General features: G+C 74.4%; 19 protein-coding genes and 1 pseudogene. 10 read left to right on the top strand and 10 right to left on the bottom strand.

Features of this window, described 5'->3' with window-relative positions; genetic code table 11:
* Window positions 1-185: 185 nt before the first annotated feature.
* Window positions 186-1,496, bottom strand: a complete 1,311-nt coding sequence (locus IOD16_RS01335) for an MFS transporter (protein ID WP_201438577.1) — start codon at window positions 1,494-1,496, stop codon at window positions 186-188.
* Window positions 1,497-1,552: 56 nt separating this feature from the next.
* Here IOD16_RS01335 and IOD16_RS01330 point away from each other — a divergent pair, with 56 nt between their 5' ends.
* A complete protein-coding gene (locus IOD16_RS01330; RefSeq protein WP_236595102.1) occupies window positions 1,553-2,419 on the top strand; it encodes a LysR family transcriptional regulator in 867 nt (288 codons plus the stop codon).
* Window positions 2,420-2,550: 131 nt separating this feature from the next.
* On the opposite strand, the gene IOD16_RS01325 is transcribed toward IOD16_RS01330, so the two are convergent.
* Both IOD16_RS01325 and IOD16_RS01320 read right to left on the bottom strand, forming a co-directional pair.
* Window positions 2,551-4,002, bottom strand: a complete 1,452-nt coding sequence (locus IOD16_RS01325) for a leucyl aminopeptidase family protein (RefSeq protein WP_201438575.1) — start codon at window positions 4,000-4,002, stop codon at window positions 2,551-2,553.
* A 168-nt stretch (window positions 4,003-4,170) separates the two neighbouring features.
* Window positions 4,171-4,338: a DUF3117 domain-containing protein gene (locus IOD16_RS01320; RefSeq protein ID WP_012783412.1), complete on the bottom strand. Its 168-nt coding sequence runs from the start codon at window positions 4,336-4,338 to the stop codon at window positions 4,171-4,173.
* A gap of 262 nt (window positions 4,339-4,600) precedes the next feature.
* Here IOD16_RS01320 and IOD16_RS01315 point away from each other — a divergent pair, with 262 nt between their 5' ends.
* Both IOD16_RS01315 and IOD16_RS01310 read left to right on the top strand, forming a co-directional pair.
* Window positions 4,601-5,380 carry a PaaX family transcriptional regulator gene (locus tag IOD16_RS01315; RefSeq protein WP_236594677.1) on the top strand — a complete coding sequence of 260 codons (780 nt, stop codon included), beginning with the start codon at window positions 4,601-4,603 and terminating at the stop codon, window positions 5,378-5,380.
* Between the two features lie 15 nt (window positions 5,381-5,395).
* On the top strand, window positions 5,396-6,175 hold the full coding sequence (locus IOD16_RS01310) for an enoyl-CoA hydratase-related protein (RefSeq protein ID WP_123744055.1): 780 nt from the start codon (window positions 5,396-5,398) through the stop codon (window positions 6,173-6,175).
* Here IOD16_RS01310 and IOD16_RS01305 read toward each other — a convergent pair.
* From IOD16_RS01305 to IOD16_RS01285, 5 genes are read right to left on the bottom strand one after another with little or no spacing between them, the layout of a single operon-like run.
* Window positions 6,162-6,749 (bottom strand): DNA-3-methyladenine glycosylase I, encoded by a 588-nt coding sequence (locus tag IOD16_RS01305; RefSeq protein WP_201438574.1) that lies wholly within the window; start codon window positions 6,747-6,749, stop codon window positions 6,162-6,164. The two genes, IOD16_RS01310 and IOD16_RS01305, sit on opposite strands and share 14 nt — an antisense overlap.
* Window positions 6,746-7,159 carry an SRPBCC family protein gene (locus IOD16_RS01300; RefSeq protein WP_201438573.1) on the bottom strand — a complete coding sequence of 138 codons (414 nt, stop codon included), beginning with the start codon at window positions 7,157-7,159 and terminating at the stop codon, window positions 6,746-6,748. The genes IOD16_RS01305 and IOD16_RS01300 overlap by 4 nt, the downstream gene beginning before the upstream one ends.
* Complete coding sequence (locus IOD16_RS01295; protein WP_201438572.1) at window positions 7,146-7,493, bottom strand: DivIVA domain-containing protein; 348 nt, start codon at window positions 7,491-7,493, stop codon at window positions 7,146-7,148. Before IOD16_RS01295 ends, IOD16_RS01300 begins: the two co-directional genes overlap by 14 nt.
* Before the next feature lie 28 nt (window positions 7,494-7,521).
* Entirely contained in the window at window positions 7,522-8,199 is a 678-nt protein-coding gene (locus tag IOD16_RS01290; RefSeq protein ID WP_201438571.1) for a permease prefix domain 1-containing protein, read from the bottom strand.
* On the bottom strand, window positions 8,181-8,519 hold the full coding sequence (locus IOD16_RS01285; RefSeq protein WP_201438570.1) for a PadR family transcriptional regulator: 339 nt from the start codon (window positions 8,517-8,519) through the stop codon (window positions 8,181-8,183). The genes IOD16_RS01290 and IOD16_RS01285 overlap by 19 nt, the downstream gene beginning before the upstream one ends.
* A gap of 89 nt (window positions 8,520-8,608) precedes the next feature.
* On the opposite strand from IOD16_RS01285, the gene IOD16_RS01280 reads away from it, so the two are divergent.
* From IOD16_RS01280 to IOD16_RS01265, 4 genes and pseudogenes are all read left to right on the top strand, one after another.
* Window positions 8,609-9,775, top strand: coding sequence for a cytochrome ubiquinol oxidase subunit I (locus IOD16_RS01280; protein ID WP_201438569.1), 1,167 nt, complete (start codon window positions 8,609-8,611; stop codon window positions 9,773-9,775).
* 10 nt (window positions 9,776-9,785) lie between these two features.
* Complete coding sequence (locus IOD16_RS01275; protein WP_201438568.1) at window positions 9,786-10,631, top strand: cytochrome d ubiquinol oxidase subunit II; 846 nt, start codon at window positions 9,786-9,788, stop codon at window positions 10,629-10,631.
* On the top strand, window positions 10,618-12,258 hold the full coding sequence (gene cydD / locus IOD16_RS01270; protein WP_201438567.1) for a thiol reductant ABC exporter subunit CydD: 1,641 nt from the start codon (window positions 10,618-10,620) through the stop codon (window positions 12,256-12,258). Before IOD16_RS01275 ends, cydD begins: the two co-directional genes overlap by 14 nt.
* Window positions 12,255-13,460: pseudogene (locus IOD16_RS01265) on the top strand (ATP-binding cassette domain-containing protein); the annotation flags it as partial. The gene cydD and the pseudogene IOD16_RS01265, both read left to right, overlap by 4 nt.
* Window positions 13,461-13,657: 197 nt before the next feature.
* On the opposite strand, the gene IOD16_RS01260 reads toward IOD16_RS01265, so the two are convergent.
* The gene (locus tag IOD16_RS01260; RefSeq protein WP_201438566.1) at window positions 13,658-14,560 is read right to left on the bottom strand and encodes a glucosyl-3-phosphoglycerate synthase; all 903 of its coding nucleotides are present in this window, start codon (window positions 14,558-14,560) and stop codon (window positions 13,658-13,660) included.
* The gene (folP, locus tag IOD16_RS01255) at window positions 14,560-15,420 is read right to left on the bottom strand and encodes a dihydropteroate synthase (RefSeq protein ID WP_201438565.1); all 861 of its coding nucleotides are present in this window, start codon (window positions 15,418-15,420) and stop codon (window positions 14,560-14,562) included. Before folP ends, IOD16_RS01260 begins: the two co-directional genes overlap by 1 nt.
* A 152-nt stretch (window positions 15,421-15,572) precedes the next feature.
* On the opposite strand from folP, the gene IOD16_RS01250 reads away from it, so the two are divergent.
* The 3 genes from IOD16_RS01250 (at window position 15,573) to IOD16_RS01240 (ending at window position 18,692) form a co-directional block, all read left to right on the top strand.
* Window positions 15,573-17,069 carry a CocE/NonD family hydrolase gene (locus IOD16_RS01250; protein WP_236594676.1) on the top strand — a complete coding sequence of 499 codons (1,497 nt, stop codon included), beginning with the start codon at window positions 15,573-15,575 and terminating at the stop codon, window positions 17,067-17,069.
* A 215-nt stretch (window positions 17,070-17,284) separates the two neighbouring features.
* Window positions 17,285-17,656, top strand: coding sequence for a DUF3224 domain-containing protein (locus IOD16_RS01245; protein ID WP_201438564.1), 372 nt, complete (start codon window positions 17,285-17,287; stop codon window positions 17,654-17,656).
* Window positions 17,649-18,692: a DNA glycosylase AlkZ-like family protein gene (locus IOD16_RS01240; RefSeq protein WP_201438563.1), complete on the top strand. Its 1,044-nt coding sequence runs from the start codon at window positions 17,649-17,651 to the stop codon at window positions 18,690-18,692. The genes IOD16_RS01245 and IOD16_RS01240 overlap by 8 nt, the downstream gene beginning before the upstream one ends.
* The last annotated feature ends 70 nt before the right edge of the window (window positions 18,693-18,762 follow it).

Genomic DNA, 18,762 nt, shown 5'->3' with positions numbered 1-18,762 from the left:
GGGCGGCAGCGGCCGGTGTCGTCCAGCGCGCAGTACGAGCTGGCGACCGCCGGGGCCGGGTCGGCGCTGGTGGAGCTGCGGCTGGTCGGGCACGGGCTGCCGAGCGTGGTCGGCGCCGGGCAGACGGCGCCGCTGTTCACCTTGACGGTGCCGGGCGGGCAGGCGGCGCGGCAGGTCGGCGCCCGCTACGGCGGGGACACCGTGCCGGTGGCGGTCGTGTACGAGGTGCCGGAGGACGTGCGGTCGGCGACGTTCTCGGTGGCCGCCGGAACCGTGACGTTGCCGCAGCTGGGCCCGGTCGCGGTGACGGGCGGGGCGGCGGTCGAGGTGCCGTTGGACTTCTGAGCGTCGCGGGCCTCGCGGGCCGTCGTGGCCTTCTGCGCGGCGAGGACCGCGACCGCCGCCAACGCCAGCCAGACCGTGACCAGGGCGGTCAGGCCCGGCCAGCCGCGGGCCTGGTAGGCCGCGCTGCCCGCCGTGCCGCCGGTGCTGCTGCCGACGTAGAACGCGAACAGGTACACGCCCGAGGCCTGACCCCGGACGTGCTCGGGGGCGTGGGCCCCCACCCAGCCGCTCGCCACCGCGTGGGCGGCGAAGAAACCGCCGGTGAACAGCGTGAGGCCGACCGCGATCGCGGCCACGTGGTCGGGGAGGGTGATCGCGGCGCCGGCGGCGGCCAGGGCCAGGCCGGCGAGGGCGACGCGGGCGCGGCCGTGGCGGTCGGCGAGGCGGCCCGCGGCGGCGGACGTGCCGCCTCCCGCCGCGTAGGCGAGGTAGACCAGGGTGGCGACGCCGGTGGGCAGGCCCAGGTCGGTGGTGAGGCGGAAGCCGATGACGTTGAAGACGGAGATGAACGCCGCCACCGCGAGGACCGCGATCGCGTACTGGCAGAGCAGGACGCGGTCGGTGAGGGCGTCCTTGAGGGCGCTGGGGCGGCGCTCGGCGTGGCGGCCCTTGGGCAGCAGGAGGGCGGCGGTGATCGCGCAGGCCGCGCCGAACGCGCCGGCGAGGGCCAGGGCGGTGCGCCACGACGTGCCGTCGGTGGTGAAGCCGGTGATGAGGCGGCCGAGCATGCCGCCCGCGCTGTTGCCCGCGACCAGGGCGCCGATGGCCGCGCCGACGTGCGCCCTGGGCGCCTCCTGGGCGAGGAAGGCCATGGCGGTCGCGGGGACGCCGGCGGTGGCGACGCCTTGCAGGGCACGGGCGGCGAGGAAGGTCTCGTAGGTCGGGGCGAGCGGGAGGAGCAGGCCGAGGGCGGCGGCGGCGAGGACCGACCAGACGATGACGCGGCGGCGGCCGACGCGGTCGGCCAGGGCCGCCATCGGGATGATCGCGAGGGCCAGCGCGCCGGTCGCGGCGCTGATGGCGAGGGACGCTCCGGCCGGTGCGAGGCGGAACTCGCGGGCGAGGTCGGGCAGGACCGACTGCGGCGCGTAGAGCAGCGTGAACGTGGCCAGGCCGGTGGCGGCGACGGCGGTGGTGAGGCGGCTGGGCACGTCTTCGACGCTAATCCATGCGTCCAATGCGCCAGTTTGCGATAATCCATGCGGTGATGGATGAATTGGTGCAGCGGCTGACCGTCCTGCGCGCGCTGGCGGCCGACGAGCACGTGACCCACGCCGCCGAAGCCGCGGGCGTCCCCCAACCCACCGTGAGCCGCTGGCTGGCCGCCCTGGGCACGTCACTGGGCGCGCCGGTCGCCCTCCGATCGGGCCGCCGCGTCCGCCTGACCAGGGCGGGCCGCCTGCTGTGCGAAGCCGCCGACCGCGCCCTGACCGCCCTGGAAGCGGGCCAACGCGCCGCAGCGGAAGAGGTGTCACCCGAACGTGGCCAGGTGGCGCTGGGCTTCCTCCACCTGCTGGGCCGGTCCGTCGTCCCGTCCCTGGTCAGCACCTTCCGCGAAGATCACCCGGCCGTGCGGTTCCGCCTGGTCCAGAACTCGCGCCAGGACATCCTCGCCCACCTGGCCGACGGCGACGTCGACCTGGCCCTCGTCTCCCCGCCGCCGACCGACCCCGCGTTCGCGCACGCCGTCATCCGCGAGGAGGAGCTGATCCTGGTCGTCCCGCCGGGCCACCGCCTGGCCGGCCGCCCGGCGGTGCGGGTGGCCGAGCTGGCGGGCGAGGAGTTCGTCGGCCTCGAACCGGGCTACGGCCTGCGGCAGATCACCGACGACCTGTGCGCCGCGGCCGGTTTCACGCCCACCCCGGCGTTCGAGGGCCAGGAGACCGAGACCGTCCGGGGCCTGGTCGCGGCGGGTCTGGGCGTCGCCCTGCTGCCGCACGCCGACTCGCCCTCGGGCCTGCCGGAGATCCCGCTCGACCCGCGGGCCGCGCGGGAGATCGCCCTGGTCTGGCCGGCCGACACCCCGCTCCCGCCGGCCGTCCAAGCCTTCCGCGACCACGCGCTGGCGCCCTGACCACGCTCCCCCGGCCGCCTGCCGCTCACCCGCCCGGCCCGCTGTCCGTGAGGGGTGCGGGTCGGGGGGTTGCGGTTCCTCGATTCAACCGAGGGACGGTAACGGTGTTTCCGTACATTTCCGGGCCATGATCACCCGATCGTGTCGGGCCGGCTGTAGGTCTCGGCCAGTTCGACCAAGGTCCGGGCGGCGAAGCCGGTGGCTCCCGGCACCACCTCGTCGTAGACCTTGTCGGCCCGCGCGGGGCCGGCGATGTCCAGGTGGGCCCACGGGACGCCGCCGGTGAACTCCTTCAGGAACAGCGCCGCCGTGATGCCACCGGGCCCCGGCGGGCACTGGCGCAGGTCGGCGATGTCGCTGCGCACGTCCTCCGCCAGGTCCGCGAGCAGCGGCATCCGCCACCACGACTCGCCGACCCGGGCGCCGGCCTCGGCCACCCGCGCGGCCAGGTCGTCGTCGGTCGCGAACAGGCCCCCGGTGCGCAGGCCCAGGCTGACCTTCATCGCGCCGGTCAGCGTCGCCACGTCCACCAGCACGTCCGGCCGCAGGGTGGCCACCGCGTAGGCCAGCGCGTCGGCCAGGACCAGCCGGCCTTCGGCGTCGGTGTTCGTCACCTCGGTCGTCGTGCCCCCGTACTGGGTGATGACGTCACCCGGCCGGTACGCCGAGCCCGACACGTGGTTCTCCGCCGCCGGCACCAAGCCCGTCACCCGGACGGGCAGGCTCTGCCGGGCGATCGCGACCAGGGCCGCGATGACGGCCGCACCGCCGGACATGTCCGTGCGCATCAGGTGCATGCCCTCGGCGGGCTTGATGGAGATGCCGCCGGTGTCGAACGTGATGCCCTTGCCGACCAGGACCAGGTGCGGCTGCCCCTCGCCGGTGCCCGGCCACGTCAGCTCGATGAGCCTCGGGGGCCGCGACGAGCCGCCGCCGACCGCCAGCACCCCGCCGAACCCGTGCTCGGCCAGCCACTCCCCGTCCCGGACCGCCACGTCGAGGCCGGGCGCCGCCCGCGCGGCCCTCACCGCCGCCGACGCCAGCCACGACGGATCCTTCACATTTGACGGCGTGTTCGCCAGGTCGCGCCCCAACGACGTCGCGGCGGCCAGCGTGGTGGCCCTGCGCACGGCGTCCGCCAGCCCGGCACCCCCGGTGACCAGGCGCAACGACTTCACCCGGGGCGGCGGCGGCTCCGAGGTCACCTTGAACCGGTACCCGCCGACGGCGGCGCCCAGCGTGAACGCCGCCACCGCCTCCGCCGTCACGTCGGCGGGCAGCCGCACGTCGAACGTCGTGCCGCCCGCCTTCTCGGCGTCCGCGTGCAGCGCCCGGACCAGCGACGCGCCCGCCTTGCGCCAGTCACCCGGCCCGCCGTCGCCGACGCCGACCACCCACGTCCGCCCCTGCCGGGAGGTCGCGCCGGCCTTGCCGCTCACGTCGCCGAGGTCGGTCACGTCCTCCGCGCCGGGCCCCAGCCGCACCGGGTCGCCGGGGAACGCGACGAGCACCGCGGGCACACCTCGCCGGAGGGTGTCGGCCACCTCCACGGTGACCAGCGGGGTGGGCAGGGGTGCTCGCACGGGGGACCTCCGGTAGGACCGACAGGGGGTTGGGGCTGGTGAAGCCGCAGATCAGAGCCCGGTAAGACGGCGCGGGCGGCGGGGTGCGTCACCGGCGCGGCACGACGTAGCGAGGCCCCGGTTCCACAGTGGAAACCGGGGCGTCGACGCTTTCTCTTCTCCGGCTGGTCAGCCGGCGGCTGCCTTGAGGGCGTCGCCCAGGGCGTTGGCCTCGTCCGCCGACATCTCGACGACGAGGCGCCCACCACCCTCGAGCGGAACGCGCATCACGATGCCGCGCCCCTCCTTGGTCACCTCGAGGGGACCGTCGCCGGTCCGGGGCTTCATGGCCGCCATCGCGTGCTCCCTCCGTCAACATCTTCCCCGTCCGACCAGGGCCGGATACTCAGGCCATTCTCCCCTATGCGGACTCGGCAGCGAAACCGAACCGATCTTTCCGGCCGGCCGGCGACCGTTCGGCGATCTTCGCCAAGCCGCAGATCAGGGCCAGGATCGCCGTGCCCCAACGACTTCCGCGCCGAGGGCCGACCGTCACCTGGTCGTGACCGCGGCCGGCTTTGTGGCGTGTCGCGGGGTCGCCCTGACAGACTCGGCTCTCGTGCGAGCCCGTTCCGCGCTCTTCGACGTCTACGGCGGCCACCTCCGCGAGCGGGGTGGCGCGGCGACGATCGCCGCCCTGGTCCGGTTGCTGGAGCCGCTGGACTTCGCCGCGCCCGCCGTGCGCACGGCGGTCTCGCGCACCGTGCGGCAGGGCTGGCTGGAGCCGGTCCGCCTGCCGGACGGCCCCGGCTACGCGATGACACCTCGCGCGGAACGGCGGCTGGACGAGGCGGCGGCCCGCATCTACCGCACCCGGCCGTCCACGTGGGACGGTCGCTGGCACGTGGTGGTGCTGGAGGAGCTGCCCGCGCGCGAGGCGCGGGACCGGCTCGCTTCCTCGCTGCAATTGCTCGGTTACGGCGCGCTCGGGCCCGTGACGTGGATCGCACCGCGCCCGTCGCCGGAGCTGGCGGACGTGCTCACCGGGGAGGACGTCCGGGGCAGCACGTTCCACGGCGAGCACGAGGGCGACCCGGCGGAGCTGGCGGCGCGCGCCTGGGACCTGGCCACGCTGGGGCGGGACTACGCGCGGTTCGTGGCCGAGTGGGAGCCGGTGATGTCCGCTGTGGACGGTAGGTCGCCGTCGGCGGCGTTCGCGGCTTCGCAGCGGTTCCTGCACGCCTGGCGCAAGTTCCTGTTCCGCGACCCTGGCCTGCCGCGCGAGCTGCTGCCCGCCGACTGGCCGGGCGCGGCGGCGGCCGCGTTCTTCGACCGGCACACCGACCGGCTCGCGCCGGCGGTGGCCGAGTTCGTCGACGACTCCCTCGCACACCACTGAACCGGAGGTCACCCCGTGTCCGAACTCCTCATCGACGACGCTGACGGCGTTCGCACCTTCACGCTCAACCGGCCCGAGTCGTTCAACTCGTTCACGGTGGCGTTGAAGGAGCGGTTCCTGGAGGCCGTGGTCGAGACCGCCGCGGACGACGCCGTGCGGGCGGTGGTCGTCACGGGGGCGGGGAAGGCGTTCTGCGCCGGTCAGGACCTCAAGGAGCACGTCGCGCTGCTGGAGGCGGGCGACCCGGCGCCGCTGCACACGGTGGAGCGGCACTACAACCCGCTGATCAAGGCGATCGTGGGGATGCCGAAGCCGGTGATCGCGGCGGTGAACGGGATGGCGGCGGGCGCGGGGGCGTCGCTGGCGTACGCGTGCGACCTGCGGGTGGCCGGCGCGGGGGCGAAGTTCCTGATGGCGTTCGCGAACGTGGGGTTGACCGCGGACTCGGGCGCGTCGTGGACGTTGCCGAGGCTGATCGGGCACGGCCGGGCGATGGAGATGATGCTGCTCGCGCAGCCGGTCGCCGCGGAGGAGGCGTTGCGGATCGGCATGGTCGGCCAGGTCGTGCCGGACGGCGAGGTGCTGTCGACGGCGCAGGCGCTGGCCCGTCAGCTGGCGGCCGGGCCGACCACGGCGTACGCCAAGATCAAGGAGGCGATGGCGTTCTCCGGTGAGCTGGCGGCGGCGCTGGACGTGGAGGCGCGCACGCAGGCGGAGGCGGGCGCGACGGCCGACCACCGCGAGGCGGTGGCCGCGTTCGTGGCGAAGCGGAAGCCGACTTTCACCGGCCGGTGACGCGCCGGCGCCCGCGGGTGGCCGGTTGGGACGTGGCGCGGAAGCAGGCCGCGATGTGGTCGTCGACCATGCCGGTGGCCTGCATCAGCGCGTAGCAGGTGGTGGGGCCGAGGAACGCGAAGCCGCGGCGCTTGAGCTCCTTGGCCATCGCCTTCGACTCGGGTGTGACGGCGGGCACGTCGGCGATCGTGGCGGGTCGTTCGTGGCGCTCGGGCGCGAAGGACCACAGCAGGTCGTCCAGCGGCACGTCGAGCCGGGCGACCGCGCGGGCGTTGGCGATCGTGGCGGTGATCTTGGCGCGGTTGCGGACGATGCCCGCGTCGGCCATCAGCCGGTCGAAGTCGGCGGCGTCGAACTCGGCGACCACCTCGGGCCGGAAGCCCGCGAAGGCGGCCCGGAAGTTCTCGCGCTTGCGCAGGATGGTGATCCAGGCCAGGCCGGACTGGAACGACTCGAGCGACATGCGCTCGAACATCGCCGCCTCGCCGCGCAGTTCCACGCCCCATTCGGTGTCGTGGTAGTCGACGTAGTCGGGCGTGCTGTCGCCCCACGGGCAGCGGACGAGGTCGGTCATGCGCGGTACTCCCGGGCGAAGGCGGCGAAGCGGCGCAGCGACCATGCCACACCCGGTGCGAAGGCCAGGTTGAGAGGCAGCGCGATGTCCTCGGACCAGACGAGCTCGCTGCGTTCCGCGCCGCGCGGGACGACGACGAACTCGCCGGTGCCGCGCACGAGCCGGCCGGTGTGCTCGACCGCGCAGCGCACCGGCGGCTCCCACGCGGTGATGCGCATGGTGTCGGTGAACCCGAGCCGGCCGAGGCCGGTGAACGCCGTCAGCCCGCTGCCCGTGCTGACGCCGTCGCCGCTGGTCACGCGGACGGTGGTGCCGAGCATCCACTCACCCTGCCGCGCCCAGTCGGTCAGCGCCGCCCAGGTGGTCCCGGCCGGCGCCTCGACGGCGACGCGCAGGTCAAGCCGGGTCATGCTCCGGCTCCCGTTCGGGCTCGGGCACCGCCTGGTGGCCGACGCCCAGGTCGGCCTCCAGTTCCGCGACGCGGTCCCGCAGCCGTTCGACCTCGCCGGCCAGGCGGTCCAGCGCCCAGTCCACCTCGGTCATCTTGTAGCCGCGCAGGACCTGCTGGAACTTCAGGTCGCGCACGTCGTCGGGGGTCACGTCGTCGGACGGCAGCCGGGTCGGGGACGCGCCCGGCGGCAGCGGCGCCAGTTCCTCGCCACGCCCGAACACCAGCGCGGCCAGCAGGAAGACCACGGCCGCGACGAGCGCCATGACGACGATGTAGATGAGCGCTGAGGTCACGTGACGATCGTGACACATGCCCCGCCGGTCAGACCGAGGAGAACACCACACAGCGCCGGGCGAGGACGGTGAGCCGCAGCGCGATGACGAACGAGAGCACGGTCGCGGCGGCCACCGGCGGCGACATGAGCAGCCTCGTGGCGTCCAGGTAGGCGGTGGCGGCCAGGATCGCCACGTTGCCGAGCAGGGACACGCCGACCGCGACGACGGCCACGGCGCCGGCGAGCCGGGCCAGGGTGAGCGTGCTGACCGCCGTGCGGGCCAGTCGCCGTCCGACGAGCAGGGCGAGCACCGCGACGCCCGCCACCAGCCACGCCGACGTGTCGTTGAACCGGGCCACGACGAGGTACCAGTCGGGCGGCGGGGCGTCGAAGTCCTGCCAGGCGCCGATCCAGAACCTGCGGTTGAGCTCCCACATGACGTACGCGAGCGGGATGACGAGCATCACCGACCGCAGCGTGCGGGCGCCGTAGGCGAGCCCGAGCAGGCCCTGGTACTCGCGGGCGATGGCGGTGACCGGGCCGAACTCGGCGACGGCGCGGCGTTGGGCGTCCTCCTCGGTGAGCCCGTCGTCGCGGTGCGCGGCGGCGGCGTCGTGGAGGCTGTCCCTGGCCTCGGCGAGCAGGTCGTCCTTGACCGGGTCCGGGCCGCGCAGCCGCCGGTCCAGGGCGGTCACGTAGTCGTCGATCACGCCTGCGCCGGCCACGGCCCGCCTCCCAGCACGCCCTCGATGGCGGTGGTGAACTCGCGCCACGCGGTGCGCTCGGCGGCCAGGGCGCGCTGACCGGCCTTGGTGAGCCGGTACGTGCGGCGTTGCCGACCGCCGACGGTGCTCCACTCGCTGGCCACCAGGCCGGCGGTCTCCAGCCGGCGCAGGGCCGGGTAGACGGTGCCGGTGGGCAGGTCGAGGGCGCCGCCGCTGCGCCGCTGCAACGCCTCGATGATGGCGTAGCCGTGCAGCTGCCCGCCGTCGAGCGTGGCCAGCAGGAGCGCGTCCAGGTGCCCGCGCAGCGCGTCGGACTTCATGGGTAGCGACTCTACTGGTCGTGGTCCGGGGCGGACATCCGGGACATCCCCGATGTTGGGTTGCTTGCCTACGTATACCGTGCCTACTCATGGATGCTCTCGGACTGGCCCGGCTCCAGTTCGCCACCACGACGTCGTTCCACTTCCTGTTCGTGCTGCTGACGCTCGGACTGGTGACGGCGGTGGCGGTGATGCAGACCCGGGCCACGCTGTCCGCCGACCCCGTGCACGCCCGGATGGCGCGCTTCTGGGGCCGGCTCTACGTGGTGAACTACGCGCTCGGCATCGCGACGGGCATCGTCATGGAGTTCCAGTTCGGGCTGAACTGGTCGGGCCTGTCGACGTTCGCGGGCGACGTGTTCGGCGCGCCGCTGGCGCTGGAGACGCTGGTGGCGTTCTTCCTGGAGTCGACGTTCCTCGGCCTGTGGATCTTCGGCTGGGACCGGATGCCCAAGTGGGCGCACCTGGCGCTGATCTGGCTGGTGGCGCTGACCGCCTTCGCCTCCGCGTTCTGGATCATGGTGGCCAACGCGTTCCTGCAGAACCCCGCCGGGCACGAGCTGCGCGACGGCGTGCTGCGGCTGGTCGACTTCTCCGCGCTGCTGACCAACCCGACGTTCGGCGCCGCGTTCCTGCACGTGTGCTTCGCGTCGCTGACCGTCGGCGGCGTGTTCCTGACCGGGGTGAGCGCCTACCACTTCATCCGCCGCACGGCGGAGGTCGACTTCTTCCGCCGGTCGCTGCGGCTGGGCGTGGTGCTGACGGCGCTGGCCACGCCGCCGCTGGTCGGGTTCGGGTTCGGGCAGTTCCCGATCGTGCGGCGCCACCAGCCGGAGAAGTTCGACGCGGTCGGCGCGGCGGACGGCGCCGGACTCGGGTTCATGATCCAGATCGGGTTCGCGCTGCTGCTGGTGAGCTGGGTGACCGTGCCGCTGCTGGCCCGCGACCTGGTGGTCCGGATGCGGTTCCCGCTGTACCTGATGGTGCTCGGCATCCCGCTGCCGTTCGTCGCCGCGATCGGCGGCTGGCTGTTCCGGGAGGTCGGGCGGCAGCCGTGGCTGGTCCAGGGGGTGCTGACCACGCGGGACGCGATGTCGCACGTGGGTGCGGACCAGGTGCTCGTGTCGTTCGTCGCGTTCACGTCCGTGTTCGCGGTGCTGGCGGTCGCCGACTGGGTGCTGATCGCCCGGCTCGCGCGGCGTGGACCGGTCGACTCGGACGGGGCGCCGGTGTCGCCGCTCGTCCCGGCGCTGTGAGAGGTGTGTCGTGCACGGTGTCTGGGTAGCCCTTCTCGCGTTCCTGACCTGCGGTTACTTCGCGCTGGCCGGGTTCGACTACGGGGTCGGGGCGTTGCTGAGGGTGGTCGGGCGGGACGAGCGGTCGCGGCGGGCGGTGCTGCGCGCGGTGACGCCGTTCTTCCTCGGCAACGAGGTGTGGCTGGTCGCCGCGGTGGGCGTGCTGTTCGGCGCGTTCCCCCGGCTGGAGGGCGAGTTGCTGTCGTCGCAGCACACGGTGTTCGCGGTGCTGCTGGCCGGGCTGGTGTGCTTCACGGTGGCGGTGCAGCTGCGGTCGCCCGGCTGGGACTTCCTGCTGGTGGGCGGCGCGCTCGTGGTGGCCGTCGGGTGGGGCGTGCTGCTGGGGCGGGTGCTCGGCGGGCCCGTGTGGTTGTGGGGTGCGGGGATGGCGGTGGTGTTCTGGTTGCACGGGGCGGTGTTCCTGGCCTGGCGGTTGTCGGGTGAGCTGCGGGCGCGGGCGACGCGGATCGCGGGTGTGCTGGTGCTGCCCGGTGCGGGTTTCGCGGTGGCGGCGGTGGTGACGGCCGGGTCGGTGCCGACGCCCGCGTTCGGGGTGACCGCGGTGCTCGCGCTGGCGTCGTTGGGCGGCGTCCGGGTGGCGCTGCGCGCGGGGCGGCACCGGGTGGCGTTCGGGTGCAGCGCCGTGCTGTGCGCGTTGCCGGTGGTGGCGGTGTTCGGGGCGCGGTCGGTGGTGACCGCGTCGGTGATGGCCGACGTGTCGTCGTTGCGGGTGCTGACGTGGGCGGCGGTCGTGGTGGTGCCGCTGGTGCTGGTGTTCCAGTGGGCGACGTGGCGGATGTCCCGTGCGGCACGTTGACCGGCGGTACGTCGCCGTCCTGGTGGTCTTGGCGGTCCTGACGGCGGCGGTGGTGCTGGCGCAGGCCGAGGTGCTGGCGGGGGTGCTGGCGGGCGGGTGGTCGGCGTGGTGGGTGGTGGCGGTGGTCACGGCCCGCGCGGGCGTGGTGTGGGGCGGGCGGGTCGTGACGCAGCGCTTCGCGGTGTCGATGAAGGCCGCGTTGCGCAAGCGGGTGCTGCGGGACGGGCGCCGCGGGACGTCCGGGGCGGTCACGACGCTCGTGGTGAAGGGGGTCGACTCGGTCGAGCCCTACTTCGCCGGCTACCTGCCGCAGGCGGTGGTGGCGGCCGTGGTGCCGGTCGCCGTGGTGGCGCGGTTGTCGTTCGCGGACCTGACGTCGGCCGTCGTGGTGCTGCTGACGTTGCCGCTGGTGCCGGTGTTCGCCGCGCTGGTCGGCTCGCACACCCGGGATCGGACGCGGGCCCAGTGGGCCGGGTTGGCGGTGGTGGGCGGGCACTTCCTGGACGTGGTGCGCGGGATGGGCACGTTGAAGGTGTTCGGGCGGGCGGCGGCGCAGGCGGGGACGGTGCGGGCGATGGCGGCGGCGCACGCGGCGGCGACGATGCGGACGCTGCGGGTCGCGTTCTTGTCGGCGCTGGTGTTGGAGCTGGTGGCGACGTTGTCGGTGGCGCTGGTGGCCGTGCCGGTGGGGTTGCGGTTGCTGCACGGCGGGGTGACGTTGCCGGTGGCGCTGCTCGTGCTGCTGCTGGCGCCGGAGGCCTACCTGCCGCTGCGGGCGGCCGGCTCGCAGTTCCACGCCGCCGCGGAGGGCCTGGCCGTGCTGGAGGCCGTGCCACAAGCCGCGCCGAAAGCCGCACCCGGAGCACGATCGCGCGCCGCGTCGCGGCCGGCGCCGCAGGTCGTCGCTGCGCAGGGGTCCTCGCCGGGGGGATCCCCGATCTTGATCCTGCCAGAGGGGGACGACGCAGAGGCGTCGTCGGGCGGGGGCTGTGGACAACTCGTCGAGGTCGGCAGGACGCGTGCGCCCGACCTGAGGACGGCCGGGATCGTGGTGGACCAGGTGGTGGTCCGGTATCCCGGCAGGGAGGCGTTGGGCGGGATGTCGTTGCGGGTCGCGGCCGGTGAGAGGGTCGGGCTGGTCGGGCCCAGCGGGGCGGGGAAGAGCACGTTGCTGGCCGTGGTGCTGGGGTTCGTGACGCCCGCGTCGGGGCGGGTGCTGGTCGGTGGGGTGGACCTGCGCGAGATCGACCGCGAGTCGTGGTTGCGGCAGGTGGCGTGGGTGCCGCAGCGGCCGACGCTGTTCCCCGGCACGGTCGGCGAGAACATCGCCCTGGGCTCTTCCGGTGACGTTCGCGGCGCGGCGGCGGAGATGGGGTTGGCGGGGTTGGTCGACGCCGAGCACCCGCTGTCCTCCGGTGAACGGCAACGGGTCGCGTTGGCGCGGGCGTTGGTGCGGGACGAGGCGCGGCTGTTGTTGCTGGACGAGCCGACGTCCCGGCTGGACGGCGGCACCGAGGACGCGGTGGTGCGGGCGACGCGGCGGCTCGTGGCCGGGCGGACGGCGATCGTCGTGGCGCACCGGCCCGCGGTGCTCGACGAGGTGGATCGGGTGGTGGCGTTCGGATGAGGCGACTGGTGCTCGCGGTGGCCGCCGGGGTGGCCGCCGAACTGGCCGGGATCGGGCTGATGACCACCGCCGTGTGGCTCGTCGTGCGCGCCGCCGGGCAGCCGCCGCTGTCGGCGTTGGCGGTGGCGGTCGTGGCGGTGCGGACGTTGGCCCTGGCGCGCGGCGGGCTGCGGTACGCCGAACGGCTGGCCGGGCACTCGGCGGTGTTGCGGCACCTGGCGGAGGTGCGCGGCCGGGTGTACGAGGCGTTGCTGCGCCGTCCGCTCGCCAAGGGCGACGCGCTCACCCGACTCGTGTCCGATGTGGACGGTGTGCAGGACGCGTTGTTGCGGTGCGCGTTGCCCGGCGCGGTGGCGGTCGTGGTCGGGGTGGTGGCGTTGGCGGCGACGGGCTTCGCGTGGCCGTTGGCGGTCGGGCTGGTGGTGACCGCCTGCCTCGTCCCGTGGGCCGCGTACGGGCTCGCGGTGCGGCACTCGCGGGCGCTGGCGCCGTTGCGGGCGGAGTTGGCGGAGCGGACCGTCGTGCTGCTGGACGGAGCGGCCGAGCTGACCGCGTTCGGCGCGCTGGACCGGGAGCTGGCCGCGACCGGCCGGGTGGTCGACGCGGTGGCCGACCGGGAACGGCGGGGCGGGTCCGGCGCGGCGGCGTTGGCGGCGGTGGCCGTGGTCGTGCAGTTCGGGGTGGCGTTGGCGTTCCTGCGGTCCGGCGCCCCGGCGCACGTCGTGCTGGGCTCGGTCGCGGTGCTGGAGGTGACGCTGCCGCTGGCGGCGGCGGCGCAGCGGTGGGCCGAGGTGCGGGGGTCGGTCACGCGGGTGCGGGAGGCGTTGCGGGTGGGGGAGGTGCTGCCGGTGCGGGACGCCCCGGCACCGGACGTGGAGCTGCCCGTGGGCCGGGTCGGGGTGGTGGGCGCCAGCGGGGCGGGGAAGAGCACGTTCCTGCGGGCGTTGGCCGCCGCGCACCCCGGCGTCGCCAAGGGCGTGCTGGACGACGCGCACGTCTTCCACGCCACCGTGGAAGCCAACGTGCGGCTGGCCCGGCCGGAGGCGTCACAGGAGGAGCTGGACGAAGTCGCCCGGGTGGTGGACCTGGACGTGCCGTGGGACACCGTGGTCGGCGAGGACGGCGGCGCGTTGTCCGGCGGTCAGCGGCAACGCCTGCTGCTGGCCCGCGCCCTGCTGGCCGACCCGGACGTGCTGCTGCTCGACGAACCCGTCGAAGGCCTGGCGGTCGATCACGGTGACGCCGTCCTGCGCCGCGTGCTCGACCACGCGCGGGGCGCCGTCGTGCTGGTCACGCACCGGCTCGCGCCGTTGGCCGGTGTCGACCGGGTCGTGGTGCTCGACGGGGGTCGCGTCGCGCAGGAGGGCACGCACGAGGAGCTGGTCGCGGCGCCCGGCTACTACCGCGACCGCTGGAGCACCGAGCGCATGGCGGGCCGGTCCTCGGCGGGCACGTCCACCGGCGACGGCAGCCACTCGCCGTCGAACGGCACGAACTGCGTCAGCGTCGACGACGCCACCGGCACGCCGCAGCGGCGCAGCGCGGTGACCGCGATCTGAGCCGCCATCGGCCCGAGCTGCCGCAGGTCCCGGTTGCGGTGCTTGCGCACGCCCAGGTTGACCTGCGCGATCCCGTCCAGGCCGTAGCGGGTGTGCGCGTCGAGCAGCAGCCCGATCTCGACGCCGTAGCCGGGCGCGAACGGCACCGACTCCAGGAACTCGCGCGTGCCCGCGTACTCGCCGCCCAGCGGCTGCACGACGCCCGCCAGCTCGGGCCGCAGGGCGTTGAGCAGCGGCCGGGCCGCCAGCTCGGTGACCCGGCCGCCGCCGGTGCTCTCCAGTCGCAGCGGCCGCCGGTAGAAGCCCTTCACCAGGTGCACGTCGGCGCGGGTGAGCAGCGGGCCGAGCAGGGCGGGCACGAACTCGGGGTCCGGGTCGACCAGGTCGGAGTCGAGGAACACGACCAGGTCGCCGGTGGTGGCGGCCAGCGAGCGCCAGAGGACCTCGCCCTTGCCGGGGCGGGGCGCCAGGTCGGGCAGCACGTCGGTCCGGTGCACGACCCGCGCTCCCGCCGCGGCCGCGCGGGCCGCGGTGTCGTCGGTGGAGCCGGAGTCGACGACCACGAGCTCGTCCACGAGGGTGCCCAGGAGCGGGCGGACCACGGCGACGACGTCGGCGACGGTCGCCTCCTCGTCGAGCGCGGGCAGGACGACGCTGACGGTGCGGTCCGCCTTGTGCGCGAGGAGCTCCTCGGGGGTCCACCGCGGCCGTTGCCACGTGTTGGCCGCGAACCAGTCGGTCATCAGGCCAACGCCCTCAGCACGCGCGCCGGGGGTCGCGTGCCGGCGATGCTCGCCACCATCTCGACCACCCGCCGGGTCTGGCGCACCTGGTGCGCCCGGAAGACCTTCGCGCCGGTCCACGCGGCCACGGAGGTGGCGGCGAGCGTGCCGTCGACCCGGTCGTCCAGCTCCACGCCCAGGGTCTCGCCGACGAAGTCCTTGTTCGACAGGGCCATCAGCACGGGCCACCCGGTGGCCACGAGCTCGTCCAACCGGCGGAGCAGTTCCAGGCCGTGCCACGTGTTCTTGCCGAAGTCGTGGGTCGGGTCGATCAGCACGCCCTCGGCGGGCACGCCCAGCGCGACCATCCGCTCGGCCCGCTCGACCAGCTCCGCCACCACGTACGCCACCACGTCGGCGTAGCGGACGCGGTGCGGGTCGGTGCGCGGTTCGAGGCCGCCGGTGTGGGAGCAGACGATGCCGACGCCGAACTCCGCCGCCACCTCGGCCAGCGCCGGGTCCGCGCCCGCCCACGTGTCGTTGATCAGGTCCGCGCCCGCCTCGCACACCGCGCGGCCCACCTCGTGCCGCCAGGTGTCGACGCTGATCACCAGGTCGGGGTGCCGGTCGCGGACCGCCGCGACGAACGGCACGACCCGGCGCGCCTCCTCGGCGGCGTCCACCACCTCGCCCTTGGAGCCCGCCTTGACCCCGCCGATGTCGACGATGTCCGCGCCCTCGGCGACCACCCGGTCCACCGCGGCCATGGCGGCGTCGTCGGAGAAGGTCGCGCCGCGGTCGTAGAACGAGTCGCGCGTCCGGTTGACGATCGCCATCACCAGCGCGCGATCCCCGGCGACCTCTCGTGAACCGAACCGCATGGGGGCATGGTGCCACGTCGGAATTGCCCGTGAGCTGCGTCACAGCCCTCTGCTACTGACGAGTACGTTGCGTGTTTACTCACCGGTAACACCCCCTGCGTGATCCCGGTCACGGTGGCTGGACCGGGTGGCCGAAGGTCAAGGAGGACCTCGTGCGCCGACCACTCCCCCTGCTGCTCGCCGCCCTGGTGGCGCTCGTGCTCGCACCACCGTCCGCCCAGGCCGCCGCGCCCGGGTTCGCGGTGGCCTACCAGACCATCCCCGGCGAGGGCGGCACGCCGTTGAAGGCCTTCGTCGTCACGCCGACCGGACGTGGCAGCGGCCCGTTCCCGCTGCTCGTGCTGCCGTCGAGCTGGGGCGTGAACAACATCGAGTACGTGGGCGCGGCGGCCAGGCTGGCCTACGAGTCCGGGTACTCGGTGATCAGCTACACCTCCCGCGGCTTCCACGACTCGGCGGGCGAGATCGACGTCGCCGGGCCGGACACCGTGGCCGACGTCAGCCGGGTGATCGACTGGGGCCTGGCGCACGCGGGCGGCGACCCGGCGCGGATCGGCGTCGGCGGGATCTCCTACGGCGCGGGGCAGTCGCTGCTGGCCGCGGCGCGCGACCCGCGGATCAAGGCGGTGACGGCGCTGAGCACGTGGACCGACCTGGGCCGCTCGCTGTACCCGAACGAGACGGTGAGCGCGCAGGCGGTGGAGTTGCTGCTGGCGGCGGGGAAGCTCACCGGCCGGCCGGGGCCCGTGCTGCGCGAGGCCGAGGCGGCCTACCGGGAAGGCCGGTTCGCCGACGTGCTGCCGATCTCGCCGCCCCGCTCGCCGGCTTCGCACGTGTCGTCGATCAAGGCGGCGGTGCTGATCGGCAACGCGTGGAACGACGGGCTGTTCGCACCCGGCCAGCTCACGGACTTCTTCGGCGCGTTGAGCGGGCCGAAGCGGTTGATGCTGTCGCCGGGCGACCACGCGACGGCCGAGCTGTTCGGGGCGGCCGGGCTGCCGAACGAGATCTGGACCTCGGTGGGGCGCTGGTTCGACCGGTACGTGAAGGGCGAGGAGAACGGGGTCGAGCGCGAGCTGCCCGTGCAGGTGAAGCCGAACAACGGCGGCGGTTGGCGGTCGTACCCGTCGTGGGCGGCGGTGACGGCCCGCACGGAGGCGGTGGCGCTGTCGGCGGACCGGATCGGGGCGGGGTGGCCCACCATCGCGGAGAGCGGCGTGGTCCTGGTGTCGGGCGCGTTGCAGGGGTTCCTGCGGCTGCCGGTCGGGGTGTCCACGCCGTTGGTCGACCGGGGTGCGGCGGCGGTGTGGCGCGGACCCGTGCAGTGGAGCGCCGGCTCGGTCAGCGGCACGCCGAAGGCGCACTTGACGGTGACGCCCGGCGCGGCCCGCACCACGTTGTACGCGTACCTGTACGAGGTCAACGCCCTGGGGTCGGGCGCGTTGATCACGCACAAGCCGGTGACGCTGACCGGGACCGCGACCCGCGCGGTCGACGTCGAGCTGGAGCCGGTGGTGTGGAACGTGGCGGCCGGGAACCGGCTGGTGCTGGTCGTGGACACCGTGGACGCCCGGTACCAGGGGTCGAGTGCGATCGGGTCGTCGGTGGCGTTCGGCGCGGGGTCGTGGCTGGAGCTGCCGAGGGGGTGAGGGGTCGGAGGGCTGCGGGGTCGTGGGGCGGAAACCGTCGCCAGACCTTCGGGACGGTGCTGACGGCGGGTGCTCCCGAACCCGGACCCCCATGACGGTCAGTGACCTCATGAGACACTGGGTGATCAGGCCGCGCACCCGCGGTGGCCGCCGACCCGGTGGGCGGAGGCCGACCCTGACAGCGGGTGGCAGGAATGCCTGACAGGATCGCCCGCATGGAAGCGAAGTCGACGTTCAAGATCACCCGATGGGACCAGACCGTCTACGACGAGGCGGAGCCGCAGCTGGGCCGGGCGCTCGTGGACAAGGCGTACAGCGGCGCGATGGTGGGCACCAGCACGGCCGAGTTGACCATGTGCCAGCCCTCGGACGGCGCCGCCGGCTACGTGGGCACCGAGAGGTTCACCGGGACGCTCGACGGGAAGGCCGGGACGTTCGTCCTGCAGCACGGCGCGGTCATGTCCGGTGACAACGCCGAGTTCTGGGGCCACATCGTGCCCGGGTCCGGCACCGGCGAGCTGGCCGGCATCTCCGGCACGGCCCGGCTGGAGCACGAGCTGATCACCCTGGACCACGACCTTGGCTGACCGGGAACGGGTGATCGCCTACCGGGTCGCCGCGCACCAGTTCGACCGGACCGTCGCCGACGCGTCCGGGCTGCGGGTGTTCGACCTCGGGTTGCAGGACTCGGAGCGGTCGGCGGTGCCCGCGCTGGCGGCGCGGTTGGAGCAGGTGCCGGAGCTGGACGCGTTCACCCTCACGTGGAGCGTGCGGGGCGCGCCCCACTGGCACCGGGCCGACGAGGTGCCGGCGTTGGCCGCCCGGCTGTGGCCGTTGAGCGACGCCGACGCGGTGGCCCGGATGAACCGGCCGCCGGTGGAGCACGGGCGCGAGGTGCTGCACGAGGTCGCCTCGGCGTTGCGCGAGGTGGTGACGGAGCCGATGACGAAGGGCGAGGCGTCGGCCCGGCTCACCGCGGTGGTGCGCCCGGACGTCGCCGCCTGGTGCCGGGGCTGCGACGCCACCCACGTGCTCGACCCGGTCTTCCGCCTCGCCGTGCTGCCCGCGGGGCTGCGGTTCGACCCGGCGGAGAAGACGGTGACGTTCGTGCCGCTGGAGGGCCGGCGGGACGTGCCCCGGGAGAGCGCGGGCTTCCCCGCGCTGATCTCGGACTACCTGCGGCTGCACGGCCCCGCCGGGCCGTCCGAGGTGGCGCACTACTTCGGCGCGCCGGTCCGCGAGGTGAAGGACGTGTGGCCGGACGACCTGGTCGCGGTGTCCAAGCGGGCGTGGTTGCCGGCCGACCGGATGGCGGCGTTCGAGAACCCGCCGGAGCCCGAGGTGGTGCGGCTGCTGCCACCGCTGGACCCCTACCTGAACGCCCGCGACCGCGACCTGCTCGTGCCGGACAAGGCGCACCAGAAGCAGGTGTGGCGAATCCTGGGCCGCCGGGGCGCGCTGCTCGTGGACGGCGAGATCCTGGGCACCTGGCAGGCCAGGGCGACGGGCTCGCGCCTGGACGTCGAGGCGTCGCCGTTCGTGCCGCTGGACGTGGAGATGTTCGCGGAGGAGGCGACCCGGCTGGCGGCGGCCCGCGGCCTGGCGGAGGCGAAGGTCCGCTAGCGGGGAGTCGGGCGCGGACCGGGGGCACGAGTCCCCGGTCGCGCGACTCCCCCGACCCGGCGGCGACCGT

The organism is Saccharothrix sp. 6-C (assembly GCF_016695385.1).
In the GTDB taxonomy this organism is placed as follows: domain Bacteria; phylum Actinomycetota; class Actinomycetes; order Mycobacteriales; family Pseudonocardiaceae; genus Actinosynnema; species Actinosynnema texasense.
This window is presented reverse-complemented; position numbering and strand designations above follow the sequence as displayed.